Raw genomic sequence first — 23,103 nt, 5'->3', positions numbered from 1 at the left:
CCGGTCAGCGGAATTGGTCACCGTGCCAGCCTCGCTCGGGAGCGGCCCGTTTGTCCATCGGGTCGCTCACCCATCCACAACCCCGTTCACCTGCATGTTCCGCGCGGGCAGAGATGGGTGTCGGACCCCATGGCCGGGTCGGCCGAATTCCCGAAACGTAGAGGGGGACCAGCCTCCCTTGCTCGAATGACCCGAAGGAGCCCTCAGTGGAGATCACCCGCACCAGTGTTTTCGGCGTCGGCGTCGTCAACCACTTCTCGACCCGTGAAGGGCAGCGCTTCGGCGTACTTGTGCATCAGTCCGGCCGCCGATCGCTGCTCTGTTACGGCGCGGGCGATCCGGACGTACCGGTCAACCAGATCGAACTGGACCTCGACGAGGCCGACCAGGTCGCCGAGGTGCTGCACAGCGTCTCGGTCGCCGACCGGCTGGCGAGCCTGGAACGCCGGCTCGCCGAGCTCCAGGGCGGGTTCGCGTGATCAGGACGTATCCGAAGGTTGGTCCAGGCCAGGGGAGTTGGTGGAATGCAGGCACAGCAGATCGCCGTGACCGTACCGACGGTGACCGTTCGGGACTCCGTGGCCCACGCGGTCCGGTTGATGGCGCTACGCCGGTTGCCCGGCATGATCGTGGTGGACGACAGGGGCCGACCGCGTACGGTGCTGCCGGGCACGCAGGTGCTGCGGATGGCGGTGCCCGACAGCTACCGGGCGGACCGGGCGTTGGCCCGGGCCATCGACGAGGCGCACGCGGATCACTACTGGGACGAACTCGGCGACCTGACCGTGGGCGACTGCCTGCACCAGGGGCTGGCCCGGGTGGTCACGGTCGGCCTGGACGGGACGCTGCTGGAAGTGGCCGCCCTGATGGCCGGGCAGCGCAGCCCGCTGGTGGCGGTGGTCGACCACGCCGGTGTGCTGGTCGGGGCGATCACGCTGGAGCGGGTGATCGCCGAATTCGCGGTGGCCCACCCGGACGTCTGATCGCGCCCGGACGTCTCATGGGGCCGGGACGGCTGATCACGCCCGGACGTCTGCTCCCGCCGGGACGGCTGATCACGCCCGGACGTCTGCTCCCGCCGGGACGGCTGAGTCCGGCTGGACGTCTCATGGCGCCGGGACGGCTGATCCCGTCGTGCGGCGCGAGCCGGTCGGGGGGTGACCGGTGAGCGCCGTCGTCGCGCTGGCCATCTTCTCGGTGGCGTTCTTCTTCATCGCCACCGAGAAGGTCGACAAGGTCAAAGTCGTACTGGTCGCGGCCGCCGTGATGCTGGTGTTCGGGCTCGCGCCCGGAGCCGAGGTGTGGTTCTCCCAGCACGCCGGGGTCGACTGGGAGGTCATCCTCCTGCTGCTCGGGATGATGATCATCGTCGGGGTGCTGAAGCAGACCGGCCTCTTCGACTACCTCGCCATCTGGTCCGCGAAGCGGTCGGGCGGCCGGCCGTACCGGCTGATGGTCATGCTGATGCTGATCACCGCTGTCGCGTCGCCGTTCCTGGACAACGTCACCACGATCATGCTGGTCGCCCCGGTGACCGTGGTGGTCTGCAACCGGCTGCACATCCCCGCGCAGCCGTACCTGATCGCGGAGATCCTGGCCTCCAACATCGGCGGCGCCGCGACCCTGATCGGCGATCCGCCGAACATCATCATCGGCAGCCGCGCCGGGCTGACCTTCACGGACTTCCTGGTGCACATGGCCCCGATCGTCGTCGTGATCTTCGCGGTCTTCGTGCTCTTCACCCGGGTGCTGTTCCGCAAGTCGTTCCGGTACAACCCGGAGCACGTCAACGCGGTCCTGGCGTTGCAGGAGCGGCGGGCGATCACGGACGTACGGCTGCTGGTGCGCTGCCTGGCCGTACTCGCGCTGGTGGTGGTCGCCTTCTCGCTGCACTCCGTGCTGCACCTCGACCCTTCGGTGGTGGCGCTGGTCGGCGCCGGGCTGATGCTGCTGGTCTCCCGGATGGACGTCACCGAGGTGCTCAACGAGGTCGAGTGGCCCACCCTGGTCTTCTTCATGGGCCTGTTCGTGATGGTCGCCGGTCTGGGGCACACCGGTGTGATCAGCACGTTCGGCGATTGGGTGGTCGGCCAGGTGGACGGCAACTTCTTCGGCGCCGCGACCGCCCTGCTGTTCGGTTCGGCGATCCTGGGGGCCTTCTTCGACAACATCCCGTACGTCGCCTCCATGGCCCCGGTGGTCGAAGGGCTGGTGGCCGAGGCGCCCGACGAGCGCACCGGTCAGGCGATCTGGTGGGCCTTCGCCCTCGGCGCGGACTTCGGCGGCAACGGCACGGCGGTGGCGGCCAGCGCCAACGTGGTGGCGATCGGCATCGCCGCCCGCAGCGGCCACCGCATCTCGTTCTGGCAGTTCACCCGTTACGGCATCATCGTGACGACCATGAGCTGCGTGATCGCCTGGCTCTACATCTGGCTCCGCTACTTCCTCTGAGCGGGCCGAGGCTTCTCCGAGCGGGCCGAAGCTTCTCCGAGCAGGCCGTATTCCCTCTGGGCGAGCCCGCCGACCGGGCAGGACATCCCGTCCTGCCCGGTCGGCGCGCTGCCGCGCGGCCGACCGACCGCGGCCTCACCTCGCCCCGGCGTCTCGCGTCCCGGCGTCTCGCGCCCCGGTGTCCCCGGCAGCCCCTCCCGCCATCCTCCGACGCCCCTGACGCATCACTGAACTCACTTCTTTTCAGGCTGAGTTACGGAAATTTCTTTCACTTGCCCGGCTTATTGCGCGACTGTGTCGCCGAACCTACGATCGGTGGCGCGCGGAGACCCCGCCCCGTCCCACGGATGCTGCTTCCGGCTCGTTCCGCTCCCCCCGCCCACCGAAGGGACAACGACCTGTGAGAAAGCTCCGTCTGACCGCCGCCGCGTGTACCGCGGCCCTGGCCGCCCTGCTGGTACCGGGCGCCGCCACCGCGTCCGCGAGCACCACGGACTGGCCCAGCGGCTGCCAGTACTACACCGACTTCGACTTCATCTACGGCCAGCTCTCGATCTACAACAGCAAGGTCTGCAACGGCGTCAGCCAGCCCGCCTACGCCGTGATCGAGAAGGTCAGCAGTACGGGCACGATCACCGCGGTGGCGTACGGCGTCGGCATCGTCCGCTACACCTGCCAGGGCACCGCCGTGAACACCTTCCGCTTCGACGGTGACCTCAGCCACCAGGTGACCCTGACCCCGGGGGCGCTTCCCTGCGGCTGACCACCGCGCACCCGTCCGCCGCCTCCCCTCCGGCCGACGGTGAAGACGGGTCCTGTCACGGCGGTGGCAGGACCCGTTCACCGGCGGGCGCCCGCGCGGAGCCGGTGATCCCACGGGCTCACAGGCCGTGGCAGACGTGCGGGGCCGCCGACGGCCTGCCATGATCCGCAGGAAGAGGCAGCGCGTCGCCGAATCCGCGTTGGCCGTCGCGCGGCGGGAGGCTCGAATGACACGCGGAGCGAGTGAAGGCGCCGTCGACGTGGTGGTCGTCGGCGCGGGTGTGGCGGGGCTGGCCTGCGCGCAGGACCTGGTGGCCGCGGGGCTGCGCGTGCGAGTGCTGGAAGCGTCGGACGCGGCGGGCGGCAGGATGCGTACCGACGTACGCGACGGGTTCCGCTTCGACCGCGGCTTCCAGGTGGTCAACACCTCCTACCCGCAGTTGCGCCGTCGCCTGCGGCTGAGCGAGCTGCGCCTGCGGCCGTTCACGCCCGGCCTTCTGGTGCACACCCCCCAGGGGAAGCTCCGCCTGGGCGACCCGACGCGCCACCCGCGGATGGCGGCCGACCTGCGGCCCGGGCGGTTGGCCACGCTGCGTGATCTCGCCGGACTCGCCATGATGAGCGGCCGCGACCTGCTGGCACCGCCCCGCGTCCTCAAACGCCAGACGGACCGCACGACCCGCACCGCGCTCGCGCAGGCGGGCATCGGCGACGAACTGGTCGAAACCCTGTTCCGCCCGTTCCTGTCGGGAGTCTTCCTGGAGGACGAGCTGGAGACCTCCAGCCGGTTCTTCCACCTGGTGTGGCGCTCCATGCTGCGCGGCACCCTGTGCCTGCCCGCTCGGGGAGTCGCCGCGGTGCCCGAGCTGATGGCGGCCGCGCTGCCGGACGGCACCGTGGCCTTCGACGTCCCCGTGGAACGGCTCACCGACGACGGGGTGCTGACGGCCCGCGGTGACGAACTGGCCGCGCCCGCGGTGGTCGTCGCCGCCGGCCCGGCCGCCGCGGCCTCACTCGTACCCGGCCTGCGCGTACCGGCGACGCGATCGGTCACCACGTACTACCACGCGGCTCCTGAGCGACCGCGGGCCGAACCGACGCTCATCGTGGACACCGCACGGCGCGTGCTCAACACCGTCGTGCTCAGCGAGGTCAGTCCCACCTACGCGCCGCCGGGCCGGGCCCTGGTCTCCACCTCCGTGCTCGGAGTCGACGAGACCGAGGGCGGCGAGGCGGAGGTGCGCCGGGTACTGGCCGAGCTCTACGAGACCGACACCACGACGTGGGAGCCGGTGGCCGCCTACCGCGTCGCCGAAGCGCTGCCCGCCATGCCGCCGCCGTGGCCGCTCAGCCGTACCACGCGGGTCTCGCCCGGCCGCTACGTCTGCGGCGATCACCGGGCCACCGGCTCGGTCCAGGGGGCGATGGCCTCCGGCGCCCGCGCGGCTCGCGAGCTGCTCGCCGATCGCTGAGGCCGTTCGAGCGCTGAGGCCGTTCGGGCGTTGAAGCCGTTCGGGCGGGCGAGTCGGGGCCTGAGGTGTGGGCGCGGGGCGGGCGGGCACGCGACCGTCTGAGTACGCGTCACCGGCGAGCAGATGCCGCGACGGCATTCTCGTCACTCGGGGCGCGACGTTTCCGATGGAGGAGCCGCGACATGAGGGACAACATCTGGGGCTATCAGCACACCACCGGCCATACGGCGGGGACCGACCTGATCGGTTACCAGGTCGAGGCGACGGACGGTCACATCGGCAAGGTCGACAAGCACTCCGACGACTTCGACTCGGCGTATCTGGTCGTCGATACCGGCGTGTGGATCTTCGGCAAGCACGTACTGCTCCCCGCGGGCACCGTACGGTCGATCGACACGGCGGACCAGAAGATCTTCGTCGATCTCACGAAGGACCAGATCAAGAGCTCCCCGGAGTTCGTCGTGGACGAGCACACCGGCGATACCCACTACCGCGAGCTGGTGGCTCGGTACTACGAGAACCACTACAACATCTGACCCGCCGTCGGGGCGGCGGGGCCGGGCGGGGTGACCGCGGCCGTCCATCCCCGGTCGAGCAGGAGCATCGCCTGGTCGATCGCGGCGACGGGATCGGGACGGGAACCGGCGAAGGCGAGGGTTTCCAGGGTGAAGCGGGCGTAGGCGGCGCAGAGCAGGTCGTCGTGGGGGCGGCCGGTCTGCTCGGCGAGGGCGACGGCCAGGGCGTTCTCGTGGCGCAGGGTCATCGCGCGGGAGTACTCGCGCAGGGCCGGGGTCTGCCGGACGAGCTCCTGGAGGTCGGCGAAGCGCGGGTCACGCGTGTGGGGCGAGGTGGCGAAACCGGTGAAGTGCGCGCGCAGGGCCTCGGGGATCGTCCGGTCCGCGGGGCGGTCAGTCACCGCGGCGACGAGGCGGGCCTCGTTCCCGGCGTCCTCGTCGAAGACCAGGGCCTCCTTGCCGCCGGGGAAGTAGTTGAACACCGTCGACACCGACACATCGGCGGACTCGGCGATCTCGCGGACGCTCACCTGGTCGTATCCGCGCTCCAGGAACAGCCGCAGCGCGGCGTCGGCGATCGCCTGCCGGGTGGCGGCCTTCTTGCGTTCGCGCCTTCCGGCGGGGGCGGTCCGGCCGATGGTGTCGTCCATGCGCCGACCGTACCCCGAAAGTTGCCATCGCACCATTATTGGAGTCGTTGTATGTTTGGAGGCGTTCGAATAATGTGACGGCGCCGGACATGCCTGCGGCATCGGGCCGCGGCCCTCCGGCGTCGGCGAGAGGAACCACCCATGAACCCCACGAACCCCGTAGCACCGGCCCAGGCCAGGATCAGCGTCATCGGCGCGGGACCCGGCGGCCTGACCTGCGCCCGCATCCTCCAGCGGCGCGGCCTCGCGGTCACCGTCTACGACCGCGAGGCCGGTCCCGACGTCCGCGACCAGGGCGGCTCCCTGGACCTGCACGCCGACAACGGCCAGATCGCCCTGCGCGAGGCCGGTCTGCTGGAGGAGTTCTTCGCGCTGTCCCGGCCCGAGGGCCAGGAGATGCGCCTGCTGGACCCGGACGGCACGATCACCGTCCGGCACGTCCCGGAAGCCGACGAGCTGTTCAAGCCGGAGATCGACCGCGGGGTGCTGCGCGACCTGCTCCTGCGGTCGGTGGAACCGGGAACGATCCGCTGGGGAAAGGGACTTGAGTCCGTCGGCGGTCCCGCCGAGGGTCCGCGGCTGCCGCGCTTCACCGACGGCACCACCGTGGAGACCGACCTGGTCATCGGCGCCGACGGCGCCTCGTCACGCGTACGCCCGGCCGTCTCGCCCGCCGTCCCCGCGTACACGGGGGTCAGCTTCCTGGAGGCCTGGTTCGACGACGTCGACGACAGCCACCCCGAGATCGCCGAACTGGTCGGCCAGGGCATGGCCCACGCGGGCGACGGCGAACGCGCGCTGGTGGCCCAGCGCAACGGCGGCGACCACATCCGCGTCTACATCGTCCAGCAGGTCCCGGCCGACTGGATCAGCCGCGGCGGCCTGGCCGCCGACGACACCGACGCCGTCCGCGCCCTGCTTCAGGAGCGGTTCGCCCACTGGTCGGCGCCCATGCGACGGCTCATCACCGACAACGACGGCCCCTACGTCCAGCGGCCGATCTTCGCCCTGCCGGTCCCGCACACCTGGGAGCCGCACCCCACCGTGACACTCCTGGGCGACGCCGCCCACCTCATGCCGCCGCTGGGCGTCGGCGTCAACCTCGCCATGCTCGACGCCGGTGAACTCGCCGTCGCCCTGGCCACCGAGGCCACCGTCGCCGACGCCGTCCGCGCCTACGAGAGCACCATGCTCCCCCGCTCCACCGAGACCGCCGAACTCCTCGACGGCGCCGTCGCGGACCTCCTCACCCCCGACCTCCCCGACTTCGCCGACGCCCCCGCAAGGCCCTGATCCCGCAGGGACCTCTTACGGCCCTGAGCCGCGAGGGCGGATTCCGTCATACGAACCCCGGCGCTCCGTCGGTGGCGGGACGGAGCGCCGCGGGCCCCGGTCAGCAGCTCGTGAAGGCGACGCGGGCGTTGTCGTAGGAGCAGACGTCGAGAACGAGGCCGGGCACCCCCCTTGCGGGCCCGGCAGACCCGTACTTCACCAGATAACGGAGCGCACCGTCAGCCCTTTGTGCAAACCGGACGCACCGTTACTCTCGGGCGCGGGAAGCGGGCGGGCGGGCGGCTGTGACGGCGGACACAGGAACTCGGCCGGTGCTGCGGAGAGTAATGAGTGTGACGCAAACAGAACCAGCGGAGCCGTTGCGTGGGCGGATCCGTGCCGGAGACCGTTCCGCGTTCGCCGAGCTGTACGAACAGAGCGCGCGGGCGGTCTACAACCATGCGCTGCGGCTGACCGGGAGTTGGCCGGAGGCCGAGGACGTGATGTCCGAGACCTTCCTGGCCGCCTGGCGCGGGCGGGAGACCGTGGAGCCGGAGGGCGGGTCCCTCACGCCATGGCTCCTGGGCATCGCCACGCACAAGGCGCACAACGCCAACCGCGGACGGTGGCGCAGGCTCGCCTTCCTCGCGCGCAGCCCGGAGCCCCGCGCGGTCGAGGACTTCGCGGAGGAGGCGATCGGCCGGATCGACGACGCGCGACGGCTGGCCGCCGTCCACGAGACGCTGCGCCGACTGCGCCGCCAGGACAGGGAGGTGATCGCCCTGTGCGTGGCGGCCGGGCTGGACTACCGGCAAGCCGCCGAGGCACTGGGCATCCCGGTCGGCACCGTGCGCTCGCGGCTCTCGCGCGCCCGCAAGCGACTGGCCGAGCTGAGCGCCGTACCGGCACGCGACACGGCGGGGGAACCGGACCGCGTTCCCGGAGAGAAAGACGGCGAGGCCGTGTTCGCGGCGCTCTTCTTGCAGGAGGAAACCCGATGAAGGCTGACAACGCGCCCGCCACCGTCCCGGCCGAGGCGGAAGAACTGCTGGCCGCCTCGGCCGCCTGGGACCACCTTTCGCCGAGCCGCCATCGGCACCTCAAGGACGTTCTGATGCGGCGGATCGACCAGGACCTCGCCCGCGGGACCCGTACGACGGCGACGGCGACGGCGACGACGATGGTGGCGACGGCGGCGGCCCCACAGCGCCGCCGCCGGCAACCGCGTCCGATGATGGTGCTTCCCGTGGCGGCCGCACTGACCGCCGTGCTCGTCGTCACCGCGTCCGGCGGCGGACACGCCCCTGGGCACTTCCCCGCGGCCCCTCCGGCGCACTACAACAGCGCGTCCGCCACGCTCAGCCGCATCGCCGCCGTCGCCATGACGGGCAACGTCACGCCGGTGAAGGACGACCAGCTCGTGTATGTCGAGACGCTGACCCGGGGGAACAAGGGCGCGTTCGGCGGCCAGGTCCGGCTCGGCGCGCTGCACAAGCAGGAGTACTGGACCGTCCAGCGCCCCGGCCCCATGACGGAGGAGGGCTGGATCCGTGAATCGGGGAAGGACGCGGTGATGCCGGGGCTGGGGCCCATGGTGGCCACCTCGCCCGTGTACGCGGGACTTGACCACCCCACCTACAAGTGGCTGGCCACGCTGCCCACGGACCCCGAGGCGCTGCGCGCGCTGCTCTACGCCGAGACCGAGCCGTGGGGCACCTCCTCGCTGGACGAGACCGTCTTCTCGAACATCGGCGGGATGCTGAGCACGGCGATCATGCCCCCGGCCACCGCGTCCGCGCTGTACCAGGTCGTGGAGAAGATCCCCGGCGTCCGCGTGGTGCCCGACGCCGTCGACGCGGCGGGCCGGCACGGCTTCGGCATCACTCGCCACGACCCCGGAGCCGCCACCCGCGACACGTGGATCTTCGACAAGGCCACGCTCACGTATCTGGGCTCGCGGTCCTACATGATCGGTCACCAGGGCGACGGCACCGCCGTCGAGACGTTGTACGGCGTGAATGCCGTCATGCGGCGCGGCGTGGTCGACCGCCCTGGTGAGGTCCCCGCGAGCGTCGAGGGCTGACGACGGGCGGGCCGGCCGCCGTAGCCGGACGGTGGTCGGACGAGTCGCCGTACGAAGTGCTGGACGTATTGCCGTACGAAGTGCCGTACGTATTGCCGGATGAGACCGGCACGACAGTGGAGAGCGCACCATGAAACGCAGAGTCCTCGGCGGTACGGGTATGTCGGTGAGCGAATTCGCCCTCGGGACGATGATGCTCGGCGCGATGGGCAACACCGACCACGGCGAGTCCGTGGCGATGATCCACACCGCGCTGGACGCAGGCATCAACTTCATTGACACCGCGGACGTCTATTCGGCGGGCGAGAGCGAGGAGATCGTCGGCAAGGCGCTGAAGGGGCGGCGTGACGAGGTCGTCCTCGCCACCAAGTTCGGGCTGCCGATCGGATCGGACGACAACCGGCGGGGCGGATCGCGCAGGTGGATCACCCAGGCGGTGGAAGGGAGCCTGCGCCGTCTCGGCACCGACCGCATCGACCTCTACCAGATGCACCGCTGGGATCCGTTCACGGACCTCGACGAGACGCTTTCCGCGCTCTCGGACCTGATCCGGGCCGGGAAAGTACGGGCGATCGGCTCGTCGCTGTTCCACCCGGAGCAGACGGTCGAGGCGCAGTGGGCCGCCGAGCGCGGCCACCACCACCGCTTCCGGTCCGAGCAGCCGCCGTACAACGTCCTGCTGCGCGGCGTCGAGGCCACCACGCTGCCGACCGCCCAGCGATACGGCATGGGCGTCCTCACCTTCGGCCCGCTCGGATCCGGCTGGCTCTCCGGCCGCGCCGATCCCACCGCCGGTCACCGCAACGCGGGAGCTGCCACGCCCCTGTTCGACCAGGCGGAACCGGGGAACCGGGCCAAGGCGAAGGCCGTTGGAGAGCTCACCGAACTGGCCGCCGAAGCGGGGCTGAAACTCGCCCATCTGGCCACCGCGTTCGTGCTGACCCACCCGGCGGTCACCTCGGTCCTCCTCGGTCCGCGCACCCCCGCGCAGCTCACCGACCTGCTGGCCGGCGCCGATGTCGCACTCAGCGACGACGTACTGGACCGCATCGACGAGATCGTCCCGCCGGGGGTCAACCTCAACCAGAAGGACATCCTCTTCCTGCCCTCCACCCTCGGCGACAAGCACACCCGCCGCCGCCCCCGCTGACGCCGCCCCAGGACGAGTTGCCCCCGACGACGGGCTCGGTCCCCTCCAGGTGCGCGGGGACCAGCTTGGGGCTGTTTCCTCCAGGGACGACCGATGACCCCGGGGGCCCAGCGGCACACCGGGATGGGGTCCGTACGGGCAGTGACCTGTACGGGCCACGATCTTTCGGAGGGGGCCGCACCGGCACCGGGCTTGACATCGTGACGACGCGTTCGCGCGATCCTCGGGGGTAGACGACTGTCCTTGTGGCGACGGCAGTTGGGGGCGCGGATGAACAGCGAGTACCGCCAAGACGGGGATGTGGACTGGGATGGTGAACGCCGTTGGTACGACCGCCTGTGGGTGCGTGTCGGGACGGCAGTGGCCTTCCTCGCGGTGATGTACGCCGCGCTGTGGTTCTGGCTGGGCTTCAACTTCGGCGGTTTCGCGGGAGGCTTGGGCGCCGCCACGGCGGGCTTGTGGCGGCAACGGACCTTCCGGCGACACCTCGCCCAGGAGGCCGGAATCCGGCCCCGGCAGATCCCGGTGATCGCCCGCCGCCTGCGCAAGGGACGCGTTCCCGCGGACCCGGCCGTACGGCACGCCATGACCGTCCTTCTGCGACGCCAACGCAAGGCGGCGCGCAGCGGCCTTCGGTGGCTGCCCTGGCTCGCCGGGTTCTATCTCGTCCTCGGCACCATCCTCCTGATCGTGGGTACCACCGGCTTCGGTGTCTTCTGCCTGACGATCGGCGTCCTCCTCGCCGCCGCCCGGGCCGCCCACAGCCGCACAACCAGACGCCTCGACCGCGCCGAAGCCCGACTCATCCCCCCGCCGCCCCCTCCCGCCACCATGGCTCGCGGCTGACAGTGACACTCTCCGTCGCGCATAGGCGCCTTCAACGAGGTGCGTCGATCCGTCAGGGGTCGAGTGGGGAATTTTGGGATGCGGCCTCCGCTCGTCGGAGCTCTGGAGATGTGTCGGCGCCGCGTAATGCGGAAAGATTGGGAAGCGTTGTGCTCGAATTGCTAGATGTGGTCCTGGAAACAGTGTTTGCGGAAGAAGCTCCGGACGGCGTCGTGCCGGTTTTGGCTCAAGGTGAGAGTGATACGCCCATATTGCTCTCAAATGGTACCGGCTACGATTTTTGGCGTTGGGACCCTCGCACCGGTGAAATGCTCTGGAGGTTTGCGGGTGAGGATCTGATATCGACGGTTGCGGTGGCCACCCCGACGAATGGTGATGCCGTCGTCGCGGTAGCCACGGATATCGGGGTGGTGCGGGTTGATGCTGCAAGTGGCAGGCCCGTGCCCGTTGGCGCGATGGCTGAGTTTGATGACACCGCTTGGGACGTCACCAGTGGGCCGCTGCCCGGTGGGCGAGCGTTCATCGCTGTTGCCGCGCAGTGTGAGCCGTTCATCCACTATTGGGACGCGACTACCGGCGAAGCGTTGAGCCCTCAACTGACGGGGCCGGATTATCCGCTGAAGACCATCACGTCACTGTCGCTCAAGGACGGCACGGTCCTCATCGCAGCGGAGGACGAGGCTGGAGTTGTGTATCGGTGGGTCGCCTCGACCGGCGAGCCATTCGGATCACATATTCATGGTTTTGGCGAATACAACATGAGGATGACTGCGCTGACGCATCCCGACGGCCGGGCTGTCCTGGCGTCACTCGACATGAATGGAAACTTGTCTCGGTATAACGGGGTGACTGGTGAGCCACTGGGTCCTGCTTTGTCGATGGGCTCGGACGTCGGTGCCATCGCCGCGGGCTGTCTGAATGAGTCCGCGCTTCTGTTCGTGTCTTCCGGTGCGGGCCCTGTGCACATTCTCGATGCCTTCACGGGTGAAGCCGCCTATGCACCGATCCCGGGTAACAACCCAGCGGTTCTCGAGTGTTCTGACGGCGCTATCCTGTTGGCTACGGTTCACGCATCCGACGACTATGCAACGGTGAGTCGATTGACTCACCCTTCCGGCTAGCTCGGCCACTGCGGGCGGCCCGCCGAAGTCGGCGGAAGCGCCATGGGCCGGTGCTGGTCTTGGAGCCGCCCGGGAATGGATCTTCGCCCACCTGAGGCACCTGAGGTGAGCCGAGGAGGCTGCGCCGATCCGGTCGCGCGTCCGCTCGCCGGGCATCTTGGGGGTCCTCGTCCACGCCGCCGCCCGTGCGCTGTCGTCCGCTGGGCCCACGTGCGTCCCCAAGGTTCCACAGGCCGTCCAGTTCGCTTGCCTCCGGTGAGGCGCGTCCGGGCCGGCCTCTTCCTGTCTGCGGGGGCTTTCGGTTCGGAGGGGGTGGGTGCGGCGGGGTGGGATTGGATACGACCGGTGGTTCGTACCAGAGGGAGGGCGGGGGGTCGGGGGGAATCGCGGGGGAGTTGGGGTCGACGGGGGCGGCGGCGCGGGGTGTGCGGGTGGGGCGGGGGGAAATTTGCTGGTCACCTCGGGGTAATACCAGTGGTTTGCTTAGGTTATCGAGCTGTAATACCAGAGGGTTGACCACTGGTTGATACCAGATCTAGCTTGAGGCAACTCACCCCGCTACACATGGCTCAGAGGTGGACGAAACTCTCATGAACGTTACTTCTCATTCACACCGCCGACGCATGGCCGTTGCGGGGGTGGCTGTAGTTGGAGCCCTCATGCTGGCCTCGTGCTCGTCGGACACATCCGACGCGACCTCCGGCTCGACCGGCGGCTCCGGCGGCGGCAAGGCCAAGGACAAGCCGATCGTGGCGCTGCTGCTCCCGGAGAACGCGACCGCCCGGTACGAGGCGCGGGACAAGCCGACCTTCGAGAAGCAGCTCGCGGAGAGCTGCCCCAAGTGTCAGCTCCGCTACTACAACGCGGCCGGGGACGCGAGCAAGCAGCTCAGCCAGGCCGAGTCCGCGCTGACCGAAGGGGCGAGCGTGCTGGTGATCGACCCCGTCGACTCCAAGGCCGCCGGGGCGGTGGTCGCCAGCGCCCGCAGGCAGGGCGCGAAGGTCATGAGCTACGACCGCGTCATCTACAACGCGGCCGTGGACTACGGGGTGAAGTTCGACAACGTCCAGCAGGGCGCCGTCGGCATGCAGTCACTGCTCGACAAGCTGAAGAAGGACGGCAAGACCTCCGGCAACGTCGTCATGATGAACGGCGACCCCGTCGACTCGGGAGCCAAGCCGGAGAAGGACGGCGCGCACAGCGTCATCGACAAGTCCGGCTTCACCGTCGCCGCCGAGTACGACACCAAGGGCTGGTCGGCGGCCAACGCGCAGAACCAGATGCAGCAGGCCATCACCAAGCTCGGCGCGTCCAAGATCGCCGGTGTCTACGCGGGCAACGACGGCATGGCCACCGGTGTCGTCGCCGCGCTGAAGAGCGCGGGCATCAAGCCGATGCCGCCCGTCACGGGCCTCGACACGCAGCTCGACGCCATCCAGAACATGGTCGCGGGCGACCTGTACGAGAGCACGTACCTGCCGGTCGAGACCGAGGCGCGGATCGGCGCCAAGGCCGCCGCCGCCCTCGCCACCGGGCAGAAGCCCTCCGGCGAACTGCTCAACGGCACCATCGACGACGGTGCGGGCAAGGTGCCCGCCTACCTGCTCGAATCCATCGCCGTGACGATGGAGAACATGAAGGAAATCCTGCTCGACAGCGGCTATCTGACCGTCGATCAGATCTGCACGGCCAACTACAAGAAGGCGTGCGTCGAGGCGGGACTCATCAAGTGACCTCCTTCTCCACCGGCGATGCCGCCCAGGTCGTCGCAGTCGACCTGGGCGGCACCACCGCCCGCGCGGCGCTCGTCGACCGCGGCGGAACCGTGACCGCCAGGCTCAAGGAGCCCGTCCGGCACGACGCGGCGCACGAGCAGGTCGCCGATCTCATGACGCGGATCGCGGCCGGTACGGACGCCGTCTCGGCGGTCGTCGGACTGCCGGGACGGGTGGACCACGTCGAGGGCCGTCTGCACGTGGCGCGCAATCTGCCGTCCACCGACCTCGGCCGCCTGTCGGCCGCGTACCTCTCCGAGGCCACCGGACTCGCCGTCGAGCTGGCCGGTGACGCCGAGTTGGCCGCGATCGGCGAGGCGTACTTCGGCGCCGGGTCCACCGCGGGGACAACGGCCTATCTGACCCTCTCGACGGGGATCGGCGCGGCGGTGGTGAGCGACGGCCGCGTGCTGTCCGGACGCGTGTCGGGGTTCCAGATCGGATTCCTGCACCTGCTCGGCGCCGGGCGCCCCATGATCGAGGACCTCGGCTCGGGACAGCGCGTACGCGAGGCCGGGCGTGAACTGGGCAGGGACGTCGACTACCGCGCCCTGACCGACCTCGCCTCAAGCGACGGCGCCCCCGGCGCCGACCCCGTACCGACCGCGCCCCACCCCCGCGCCCTGGCCGCCGCCGCCCTCACCGACATCGCCGACGCGGCGGCCGCCGCCGCGATCCTCCTGTGCCACGTCGTCTCACCCGACGTACTGGTCGTCGGCGGCGGCCTCGCCCGCGCGGCCGGCGCGCAGCTCCTCGACGAGCTCGACCGCCGCATCAGCGACACCGCGCGCTCGCACGTCTCCTGGGACGTCGACGTACGCGCCGCCGTGTGCGGCGACGACGCCGGTCTCGTCGGCGCCGGCGCGTGGCACCTCGCCCAACCGATCGCGGTCGCCACCGCGGCGGACCGACTCGGCATGAAAGGAGACCGCCGATGACAACGACCGTTGACAGGGCGGCCGACCGGGCGGGAGAACGCCCGCCGCCCGTGCTGGAACTCGAACACATCAGCAAGAGCTTCGGCGCCGTTCAGGCGCTCAGCGACGTCAGCATGACCGTCGCCGCGGGAGAGGTCGTCGCGCTCGTCGGCGACAACGGCGCGGGCAAGTCCACCCTGATCAAGACGATCGCCGGTACGCACCCCCGCGACGGCGGCACCATGGCGGTGAACGGCGAGCCGGTCTCCCCGCGCAAGCCCACGGACTCCACCCGCCTCGGCATCGCGACGGTGTACCAGGACCTCGCGCTGTGCGACAACCTCGACATCGTCGCCAACCTCTTCCTCGGCCGCGAGAAGCACCACGGCGGCTTCCTGAGCGCGCTCGACATGGAAGAGGTCGCCGTCGGGCTGCTCAAGCGGCTCTCGGTCAAGATCAAGGACCTGCGCGCGCCCGTCTCCTCGCTCTCCGGCGGGCAGCGCCAGTCGGTGGCCATCGCGCGGTCCCTGCTCGGCGACCCGCGGCTGGTCATCCTGGACGAGCCCACCGCGGCGCTCGGCGTCGAGCAGACCGCCGAAGTGCTCGAACTCATCGAGCGGCTGCGGAGCGAGGGGCACGCCGTCCTCATGGTGAGCCACAACCTGGCCGACGTCTTCGACGTGGCGGACCGCATCGTCTGCCTGCGGCTCGGGCGCAGCGTCACCGAGTTCCCCGTCGAGGGGACCACAGAAGAACAGGTCGTCGCCGCCATCACCGGCGTCGCCGACAGCAGTGCCCAAAAGCGCCGGACGCTGCGCCGCGACCGGGCTCAGGAAGGATGACCGTGACCACCAACACCGCAACCGCCCCCGCCGGGCAGAGCGTGCTGCCGCCAGGACCGCCGGCGCAGGAGAACTGGGTGCGCGAGCGCGTCCAGCGCCTGCGTACCGGCGACTTCGGGGCGCTGCCCGTCATCCTCGGCCTCGTCGTCATCTCGCTGGTCTTCCAGATCGCCAACCAGCGGTTCCTCTCGCCGCAGAACCTCTCCAACCTGAGCCTGCAGATCGCCTCGACCGGCGTCATCGCGCTGGGCATCGTGTTCGTCCTGATCATCGGCGAGATCGACCTGTCCGCCGGATCGGTGAGCGGGATCACCTCCGCCTCCATGGTGGTGCTGAGCATCAACCAGGGCTGGCCGCCGGTGCTCGCGATCGTCCTGGCCGTCGTGTTCGGCGCCGCGATCGGCCTGTTCCACGGCTTCATCTTCACCAAGCTCGGCGTTCCGTCGTTCGTGCTGACCCTGGGCGGCCTGCTCGCCTGGCAGGGCGGCCAACTCCTCGTCCTGGGCAACCAGGGCACGATCAACATCCCCTACGACGGCACCATCGCCTCGCTCGCCAACACCACGCTCCCCGCGTGGATCGGATACGTGATCGCCGCTGTCTACGCGGGCGCGGCCTTCGGCGGGACGGTCCTCACCGCGAGACGGCGACGCGAACGCGGCCTGACCGTACGGCCGCTCACCGGGGGCCTGGTGCGCGCCGGAGTGATCACAGTCCTGATCGTCGCGGCGACGACCGTCTTCGCGCGGTGGCACGGCATACCCCTGTCGCTGATCATCTTCGTCGGACTCGTGGTCCTGGTCGACCTGCTGCTGCGCGGCACGACCTTCGGCCGCAAGCTGTTCGCCGTCGGCGGCAACGCCGAGGCGGCCCGGCGCGCGGGCATCCAGGTCGGCACCGTCAAGGTCATCGCCTTCACGATCGCCTCGTCGCTCGCCGCCTTCGGCGGTGTGCTCGCGGCCTCACGCCTGTTCGCGGTCAACCAGGCCAGCGGCGGCAGCGACATCCTGCTCAACGCGATCGCCGCCGCGGTCATCGGCGGCACCAGCCTGTTCGGCGGACGCGGCACCGCGTACTCCGCACTGCTCGGCATGCTCGTCATCGGAGCGGTGTCCAACGGCATGGATCTGCTGAACCAGACCTCCGCCGTCAAGTACGTGATCACCGGCGCCGTACTCGTGGCCGCCGTGGTGATCGATTCCCTGGCACGACGAGGAAGGGCGGCCAGCGGCCGATGAGTGTCAACGCGTTTCTGCGCCAGGGGTTCATCCCCTTCGACGAGGGCGTGCTGAGCCAGACCAGCCGGCTCACCGAGGTCGCACCGGTGCTGCGCGAGCGGGCGCTCGCCGCGGCGGGTGCGGTCGGCCGCCCCGACCAGGCCACGTTCATCGGCATCGGCGCGAGCCTCGCGGCGCTCGCCGCACCGGTCGCCCACCTGTCGGCGCGCGGCATCCCCAGCGTCCGGCTCAACGCGGCGCAGGCGGGGCCGTTCGACGAGACCACCACGCTCGTCGCGCTGTCCCAGTCGGGCCGCAGCCGCGAGACGGTCGACGTGATGCGCGCGGCCACCGGCCGCAAGCTCGCGGTCGTCAACGTCACCGACTCGCCGATGGCCGCCGCCGCCGACTCGGTGCTGACCCTCGGCGACCTGCCCGACAGCCTCGCCTCGACGATCGGGTTCACCGCCTCGGCGATGGCCGTCTCCATGCTCGCCGAGACCTGGACCGACGGCGAACCGTCGCCGACGTGGCTCAGCCTGGGGGAGCGGCTCGCCGGGTTCCTCGACGCGACCTCCGCGCAGGCCGAGGAGATCGCGGACCGGCTGTCGGCCGCGTCGATCATCGACCTGGTGGCGCCCGCGGACCAGTACGGGGTCGCCGAGAGCGGCGCGCTGCTGCTGCGCGAGGTGACGCGGGTCCCCGCGGCGTCGTTCGAGACGCGGCAGTACCTGCACGGGCTGATGGAGTCCACCCACCCCTCGACGCTGCACGTCGTTCTCGACGGTCCCGACGACGGGCAGATCCTGCGCGCCCTCGGCTCGCTCGGCCGTCAGATCGTCGAACTGCGGACGGGCGCCCCCGTCGTCCACGGCGAGCGGACCCTGGTCGTGCCGGTCGAGGCGCACAACCCCCTGGAGATACCGGTGTTCGTGGCGGCGCTGCTGCAACAGGTGGCGCTGCGCTCGGCGCGGGCGCGGGGGATCGATCCGGACGAGTTCCTCTTCCTCGACACCGGAACCAAACTCGACGACGGCGAATAGCCCGGCCGGGCGGCCGTACGAGGGCGGTACGGCCGCCTTCGCACCGTGCGACACGGGCTGCTGATTACGTTCATTCCCACCAACTCCACGAGACACAATCGGGGTCATGTCTACTTCGCCAGCACTGCACCGCAAGGTGGCGCAGCACCTCAGGGAACGCATCGAATCGGGTGTGATCGAGCCCGGTTCGAGACTGCCTTCCGAGCGGGTTCTCGCTGAGCAGTTCGACGTCAGCCGGGTCACCGTCCGTCAGGCACTGAAGGATCTGGAGGCGGCCGGCCTGGTCACCGTCGTCATGGGCGCCCGGTGGGTGCGCGGGCAGACGCCCGCGCCGGCCCCGGCCCGGCCCGCGGACCAGGACGAGGCGGAGTCGATCGAGGAGGGCGCCACCGGGCTGGTGAGCTTCTCCGACCTCGCGGAGGCGAACGGCCTGACCTCCAGCTCGAAAGTGCTGAAGTGCCTGACCCGCGCCAGCTCGCTCGACGAGGCGGACCTGCTGGGCGTCGCCCCGGGCGCACCCATCGTCGACCTGGTCCGGCTGCGGTATCTCGACGGCATCCCGACCCTGATCGACTTCTCGCTCATCCCTGAGCAGTTGGCGCCGGGCCTCGGCGACCACGATTTCACCACCGCTTCCCTGTACTCCACGCTCTCCGACGAGTACGGCCTGCACGCGGTCAGAGCCGACTGCGTCATCGAGGCGCGCGGGGCCACCGCCGACATCGCAGAGAACCTCGGCCTTGCTCCGGGCGACCCCGTCCTGGGGATCGTCCAGACCACGTTCGACGAGAACCGCCGGGTCGTGCAGTGGTGCCGCAGCGTCTACCGCGGTGACCGTTACCGCTTCCGCGCCGCCCTCCAGGGCCAGGCCGGCCGCGCGCACCGCCATCAATCCGCCGCAGAGCCGACCGGCCGCGGCCCAGCCCCCCATATAGCGAGGTTGTATCCATGAGAATTTCCGCACGCGGCGCCGTCGTCGCCGGCGCCTGGGTGAAGGGCGACGTCGAGGTCGACGGCGGACGGCTGGTACGCACCGGCCTGCCCTCGACCGGCACGGGGTACGTCCTGCCCGGCCTGGTCGACCTCCAGGTCAACGGTTACGGCGGGGTCGACTTCAACGCGGCCACGGCCGAGGAGTTCGAGCGGGCGCTCGCCGCCCTCACCCGCGACGGCGTCTTCCACGTACAGCCCACCGTCATCACCGACTCCGAGGAGAACGTGGTCCGGCAGCTCGGCGTGCTGGACAAGCTCCAGGCGTCCTCGCCTCCCGGCGCGAAGGTCGTCGGCGTGCACGCCGAGGGCCCGTTCCTGTCGCCGCACCACCGGGGCGTGCACCGGCCCGAGTACCTCCGCGACCCCGACATCGGCATCGTGCGACGCTTCCTCGACGCCGGGCCGCTGCGTACGATCACCGTCGCCCCCGAACTGCCGGGCGCGCCGGAGCTGATCGCCTGGGCCGCGGGCCAGGGGGTCATCGTGCAGGCCGGGCACTCGGGCGCCGACGCGGCGACCGCGTACGCCGGTTTCGACGCGGGAGCCCGCGCGGTCACGCACCTGTTCAACGGGATGATCGCGTTCAGCCACCGCGCGCCCGGCATCGCGGGCGCCACGCTCAACCGGGAGGAGGTCGCCATCCAGCTCATCGCCGACGACATCCATCTGGCGCGGGAGACCTCGCTGTTCGCGCTCAAGGCCGCCGAGCACCGCATCATGCTCGTCACCGACGCCGCGTCGCCCGCGGGGGCCGGTGACGGTGTCTTCACCGTGGGCGGTTTCACCGTCGAGGTCACCGACGGGGTGCCGCGCCTGCCCGACGGCACCCTCGCCGGCAGTACGGTGACGCTGCTCCAGCAGGTACGCAAGCTGGTCGAGCACGACTGGCCCGTCGACCGGGCGGTGAACCTGGCCAGCCGAGCGCCCGCCCGCTTCTACGGGCTCACCGGCGCGGGGGAACTCACCCTCGGCGGCCCGGCCGACCTGATCGTCACCGACGAGAACGTCGCCGTCGAGCGCGTCCTGGTCGCCGGAGAGGAGTTCGCGGCGTGAACATCCTTCCTCGCGGCCTGATCGTCTCGCTCACCCCGTCGCCCCAGTCGCCCTGGCAGAACATCGACGACGTCGTCCGGCTCGCCGCCGCCGCGCAGGCCGGTGGCGCCGTCGCCGTGAAAATGGACGGCCCGGACGCCGTACGCGCGGTGAAGCGCGCGCTCCCCGGCTTCCCCGTGCTCGCCGTGAGCATCGACGGCTCGCACGGCGGGGTCGTCCGCATCACGCCGACGCTCGACCACGCCGCCGCCCTGGTGGACGCCGGGGCCGACGTCGTGGAACTGGAAGCGGACGCGGCGGCGCGCCGACACGACGGCCAGGACCTGGCCGAACTCGTCGCGTCCTTCGTCGCGCTGGGCAAGCCGGTCAAGGCGGGCGTGCCGGGGATCGACGACGCACGCACCGCCGTGGAGGCGGGCGCCGCGATCGTCAGTTCGTCCACGATGGGCTACCCCGCCAAGGCGAACTCCGGGCCCCTGCCCGACCTGGGACTTGTGGCCACCCTCGTCGCCGGCGCCGGGGTGCCGGTCGTCGCCGAGCGCGGCTACTCCACGCCGGACGACGTACGCGCGGCCCTGGCCGCGGGCGCGCACGCCGTCGTGGTCGGCTCGGCCATCGTCGACCCCGTCTGGCTGACCGCCCGCTTCGCGGGCGCGGCCTAGGGCCTGGCCGGCCCCACGCTCCTCGCCTTCGCGGTCCTAACGCCCAAGTCGACAGGCGCGGTTACCGCCGGGTGACGGCGTCTCCTGTCGAGGCGGGCGCGGCATCGCACGGCGGGGAGGGTGCTTCGGACCGAATCCGCGCGGGGCTGGCAGAATCGGGGTGTGAGCGCCGAGCGGAGGATGCGGGCCCCTGGCGGGGCGGTTGTCGTCACGGGAAGCTCGGGCCGGGTCGGATCGGCCCTGGCCGCGGCCTTCGACGCGGCGGGCCGGGAGGTCCGCGGCGTGGACAGGGTGGCCGGCCGCTGGACGAGCGTCGTCGCCGACCTGCGGGACCCGCGCGAGCGGCGGGCGGCGCTGCGGTCGGCCGACGTCCTGGTCCACACCGCCGCGCTGCACGCCCCGCACGTCGGGCGCGTGGCCGATGAGGAGTTCCGGGCCGTGAACGTCGGCATGACCGCGGAACTCCTCGACGACGCCGCGCGCCTCGGTGTCCGGCGCGTTCTCTACATCAGCAGTACCAGCGTCTACGGCCACGCCCTGGTGCCCGCCGACCGCGCCGTCTGGGTGGACGAGCACCTCACGCCGCTTCCCCGGGACGTCTACGACGAGACCAAGCTGGCCGCGGAGCGGCTGGTCGCCGCCTGCGGCGTCTCCGCGGTCACGCTGCGCATCGCGCGGTGCTTTCCGGAGCCGCTGCCCGTACGCGCGCGCCATCTGCTCCACCGGGCGGTCGACGTGGCCGATGTCGCGGCGGCGGGGGTCCTGGCCGTGACGCGCCCTGAGGTGACCGGCACGTTCAACGTCTCCGGGCCGCACGTGTTCCAGCGTGAGGACTGCGTCGCTCTCCACCGCGACGCGGGCGCGGTCCTCGCCGGTCGGGCTCCTGACGTGGTCGAGGCGTTCCGCGACCGGGGGTGGCCGGTGCCGGATCGTCTGGACCGCGTGTACGACTCCACCGCGGCAACGAACGCCTTCGGCTACCGCCCTGTTCGCGGCGTCCGGGAACTCTTGCGGGACGCCCGCGCGGTCTGACGGCACGCTGTCCGATCGACGGCATGCGGATCGTGGCGGATGTGACGCGGGCCGAAGCGGACGCGACGACCTCGGTGACGCTGACCCTTGATCGAGGTCCGGTCCCGCGGACGGCGGCTCCCGGGCGGGTTCGCGCATTACCCTGGCGGCTGTCCGACAGTGGGATTCGCAGACTTCACCTTATCGGGGGACCGCGTGGCAGTTCACCAACAGCCCACCGGGGCAACGGACTTGGACGAGCTGCGGCGGCGGGCCGTCGCGGCGCCACGGCGGGAGGAGGGGCTGGTCGTCTGCGAGAACCTGGTGCGGATCTACCAGACCGAGGGCGTCGAGGTGCAGGCGCTCCAGGGCCTCGATCTCGCCGTGGCCCAGGGCGAGATGATCGCGGTGGTCGGGGCGTCCGGCTCCGGGAAATCCACCCTGCTGGGCATACTCTCCGGCCAGGACGTGCCCACCGCGGGCGCCGCCACGGTCGCCGGACACGACCTGCTGACGATGAAGCGCCGCGAGCGGCTCAGCTACCGGCGGGGCACCGTGGGCTTCGTCTGGCAGCAGACCTCGCGCAATCTGCTGCCCTACCTCTCGGCGGCCGAGAACGTGATGCTTCCGATGACGTACACCGGGATCAAGCGCTCCCAACGCCGGGCGCGGGCCGAGGAATTGCTCGACCTGCTGTCCGTCGGACACTGCCGGGACCGTACGCCCGACACGCTCTCCGGCGGCGAGCAGCAGCGGGTCGCAATCGCCGTGGCCAACGCCAACGAGCCGCAGGTGCTGTTCGCCGACGAACCCACCGGCGAACTCGACACCGCCACCAGCGACGAGGTGTTCGCGGCACTGCGCCGGGCCAACGAGGACCTGGGCGTCACCGTGATCGTGGTGACCCACGACGCGCTGGTGTCCGAGCAGGTCCAGCGCACGGTGCGGATCCGTAACGGCCGCACCTCGACCGAGGTGCTGCGCCGGGTCACCACCGGCGAGGACGGCGTCGAGGTGCTCACCGCCGAGGAGTTCGCGGTACTGGACGCCAGCGGGCGGCTGCAACTGCCCGGCCAGTTCACCGAGCGCCTGCACATGCGCAAACGGGTGCGGCTGGCCCTGGAGACCGACCACATCGGCGTATGGCCGGACGAGGCCGCGCGGCGGGCGAAGTCCGCGGCGGAGAGCGCCGCGGGCGCAGGAGACACGGAGGGCGACACGGAGTCCACCGAGAGCGCCCCGTAAGCCCTGCGCTCGACGGCCGCACC

At 70.8% G+C, this 23,103-nt stretch carries 23 protein-coding genes; 22 read left to right on the top strand and 1 reads right to left on the bottom strand.

What is annotated here, in order from left to right; translation table 11 throughout:
- Positions 1-206: 206 nt before the first annotated feature.
- From ACIO6U_RS15080 to ACIO6U_RS15055, 6 genes are all read left to right on the top strand, one after another.
- Positions 207-479 (top strand): hypothetical protein, encoded by a 273-nt coding sequence (locus tag ACIO6U_RS15080; RefSeq protein WP_188280217.1) that lies wholly within the window; start codon positions 207-209, stop codon positions 477-479.
- Between the two features lie 45 nt (positions 480-524).
- Positions 525-983 carry a CBS domain-containing protein gene (locus ACIO6U_RS15075; protein WP_355342569.1) on the top strand — a complete coding sequence of 153 codons (459 nt, stop codon included), beginning with the start codon at positions 525-527 and terminating at the stop codon, positions 981-983.
- Between the two features lie 181 nt (positions 984-1,164).
- Positions 1,165-2,451, top strand: a complete 1,287-nt coding sequence (locus ACIO6U_RS15070; RefSeq protein ID WP_355342566.1) for an ArsB/NhaD family transporter — start codon at positions 1,165-1,167, stop codon at positions 2,449-2,451.
- Positions 2,452-2,851: 400 nt separating this feature from the next.
- Positions 2,852-3,214, top strand: a complete 363-nt coding sequence (locus tag ACIO6U_RS15065) for a hypothetical protein (RefSeq protein ID WP_355342563.1) — start codon at positions 2,852-2,854, stop codon at positions 3,212-3,214.
- Positions 3,215-3,440: 226 nt separating this feature from the next.
- Positions 3,441-4,685, top strand: coding sequence for an NAD(P)/FAD-dependent oxidoreductase (locus ACIO6U_RS15060; RefSeq protein WP_355342560.1), 1,245 nt, complete (start codon positions 3,441-3,443; stop codon positions 4,683-4,685).
- A gap of 182 nt (positions 4,686-4,867) precedes the next feature.
- The gene (locus ACIO6U_RS15055; RefSeq protein WP_355342557.1) at positions 4,868-5,221 is read left to right on the top strand and encodes a PRC-barrel domain-containing protein; all 354 of its coding nucleotides are present in this window, start codon (positions 4,868-4,870) and stop codon (positions 5,219-5,221) included.
- Here the strand turns inward: ACIO6U_RS15055 and ACIO6U_RS15050 are convergent.
- Entirely contained in the window at positions 5,209-5,850 is a 642-nt protein-coding gene (locus ACIO6U_RS15050) for a TetR/AcrR family transcriptional regulator (RefSeq protein WP_401719083.1), read from the bottom strand. The two genes, ACIO6U_RS15055 and ACIO6U_RS15050, sit on opposite strands and share 13 nt — an antisense overlap.
- A 141-nt stretch (positions 5,851-5,991) precedes the next feature.
- Between ACIO6U_RS15050 and ACIO6U_RS15045 the strand changes: the two genes are divergently transcribed.
- From ACIO6U_RS15045 to ACIO6U_RS14970, 16 genes are all read left to right on the top strand, one after another.
- Entirely contained in the window at positions 5,992-7,143 is a 1,152-nt protein-coding gene (locus ACIO6U_RS15045; protein WP_401719081.1) for an FAD-dependent oxidoreductase, read from the top strand.
- 326 nt (positions 7,144-7,469) lie between these two features.
- Positions 7,470-8,123, top strand: coding sequence for an RNA polymerase sigma factor (locus ACIO6U_RS15040; RefSeq protein WP_355342550.1), 654 nt, complete (start codon positions 7,470-7,472; stop codon positions 8,121-8,123).
- On the top strand, positions 8,120-9,205 hold the full coding sequence (locus ACIO6U_RS15035) for a CU044_5270 family protein (protein ID WP_401719078.1): 1,086 nt from the start codon (positions 8,120-8,122) through the stop codon (positions 9,203-9,205). The genes ACIO6U_RS15040 and ACIO6U_RS15035 overlap by 4 nt, the downstream gene beginning before the upstream one ends.
- A gap of 130 nt (positions 9,206-9,335) precedes the next feature.
- Entirely contained in the window at positions 9,336-10,355 is a 1,020-nt protein-coding gene (locus ACIO6U_RS15030) for an aldo/keto reductase (protein WP_355342545.1), read from the top strand.
- Between the two features lie 300 nt (positions 10,356-10,655).
- A complete protein-coding gene (locus tag ACIO6U_RS15025; protein ID WP_401719075.1) occupies positions 10,656-11,201 on the top strand; it encodes a hypothetical protein in 546 nt (181 codons plus the stop codon).
- Between the two features lie 149 nt (positions 11,202-11,350).
- A complete protein-coding gene (locus tag ACIO6U_RS15020; RefSeq protein WP_401719072.1) occupies positions 11,351-12,322 on the top strand; it encodes a PQQ-binding-like beta-propeller repeat protein in 972 nt (323 codons plus the stop codon).
- A 659-nt stretch (positions 12,323-12,981) separates the two neighbouring features.
- A complete protein-coding gene (locus ACIO6U_RS15015; protein ID WP_366823751.1) occupies positions 12,982-14,055 on the top strand; it encodes a substrate-binding domain-containing protein in 1,074 nt (357 codons plus the stop codon).
- Positions 14,052-15,035, top strand: a complete 984-nt coding sequence (locus ACIO6U_RS15010) for an ROK family protein (protein WP_391046092.1) — start codon at positions 14,052-14,054, stop codon at positions 15,033-15,035. Before ACIO6U_RS15015 ends, ACIO6U_RS15010 begins: the two co-directional genes overlap by 4 nt.
- Positions 15,032-15,856 (top strand): ATP-binding cassette domain-containing protein, encoded by an 825-nt coding sequence (locus ACIO6U_RS15005; protein WP_188280229.1) that lies wholly within the window; start codon positions 15,032-15,034, stop codon positions 15,854-15,856. Before ACIO6U_RS15010 ends, ACIO6U_RS15005 begins: the two co-directional genes overlap by 4 nt.
- The gene (locus ACIO6U_RS15000; RefSeq protein WP_391046090.1) at positions 15,853-17,094 is read left to right on the top strand and encodes a sugar ABC transporter permease; all 1,242 of its coding nucleotides are present in this window, start codon (positions 15,853-15,855) and stop codon (positions 17,092-17,094) included. The genes ACIO6U_RS15005 and ACIO6U_RS15000 overlap by 4 nt, the downstream gene beginning before the upstream one ends.
- Positions 17,091-18,116 (top strand): SIS domain-containing protein, encoded by a 1,026-nt coding sequence (locus ACIO6U_RS14995; protein ID WP_401719066.1) that lies wholly within the window; start codon positions 17,091-17,093, stop codon positions 18,114-18,116. Before ACIO6U_RS15000 ends, ACIO6U_RS14995 begins: the two co-directional genes overlap by 4 nt.
- A 106-nt stretch (positions 18,117-18,222) precedes the next feature.
- The gene (locus tag ACIO6U_RS14990) at positions 18,223-19,068 is read left to right on the top strand and encodes a GntR family transcriptional regulator (protein WP_355342525.1); all 846 of its coding nucleotides are present in this window, start codon (positions 18,223-18,225) and stop codon (positions 19,066-19,068) included.
- On the top strand, positions 19,065-20,162 hold the full coding sequence (nagA, locus tag ACIO6U_RS14985) for an N-acetylglucosamine-6-phosphate deacetylase (protein ID WP_401719063.1): 1,098 nt from the start codon (positions 19,065-19,067) through the stop codon (positions 20,160-20,162). The genes ACIO6U_RS14990 and nagA overlap by 4 nt, the downstream gene beginning before the upstream one ends.
- A complete protein-coding gene (locus ACIO6U_RS14980) occupies positions 20,159-20,824 on the top strand; it encodes an N-acetylmannosamine-6-phosphate 2-epimerase (RefSeq protein ID WP_401719060.1) in 666 nt (221 codons plus the stop codon). Before nagA ends, ACIO6U_RS14980 begins: the two co-directional genes overlap by 4 nt.
- Before the next feature lie 162 nt (positions 20,825-20,986).
- Positions 20,987-21,856, top strand: a complete 870-nt coding sequence (locus ACIO6U_RS14975; RefSeq protein ID WP_401719057.1) for an NAD-dependent epimerase/dehydratase family protein — start codon at positions 20,987-20,989, stop codon at positions 21,854-21,856.
- A gap of 231 nt (positions 21,857-22,087) precedes the next feature.
- A complete protein-coding gene (locus ACIO6U_RS14970) occupies positions 22,088-23,080 on the top strand; it encodes an ABC transporter ATP-binding protein (protein ID WP_401719734.1) in 993 nt (330 codons plus the stop codon).
- Positions 23,081-23,103: the final 23 nt, after the last annotated feature.

This window comes from Streptomyces sp. NPDC087422 (assembly GCF_044744145.1).
Classification (GTDB): domain Bacteria; phylum Actinomycetota; class Actinomycetes; order Streptomycetales; family Streptomycetaceae; genus Actinacidiphila.
The sequence above is the reverse complement of the archived record's forward strand: the minus strand, read 5'-3'. Positions and strand labels throughout refer to the sequence as shown.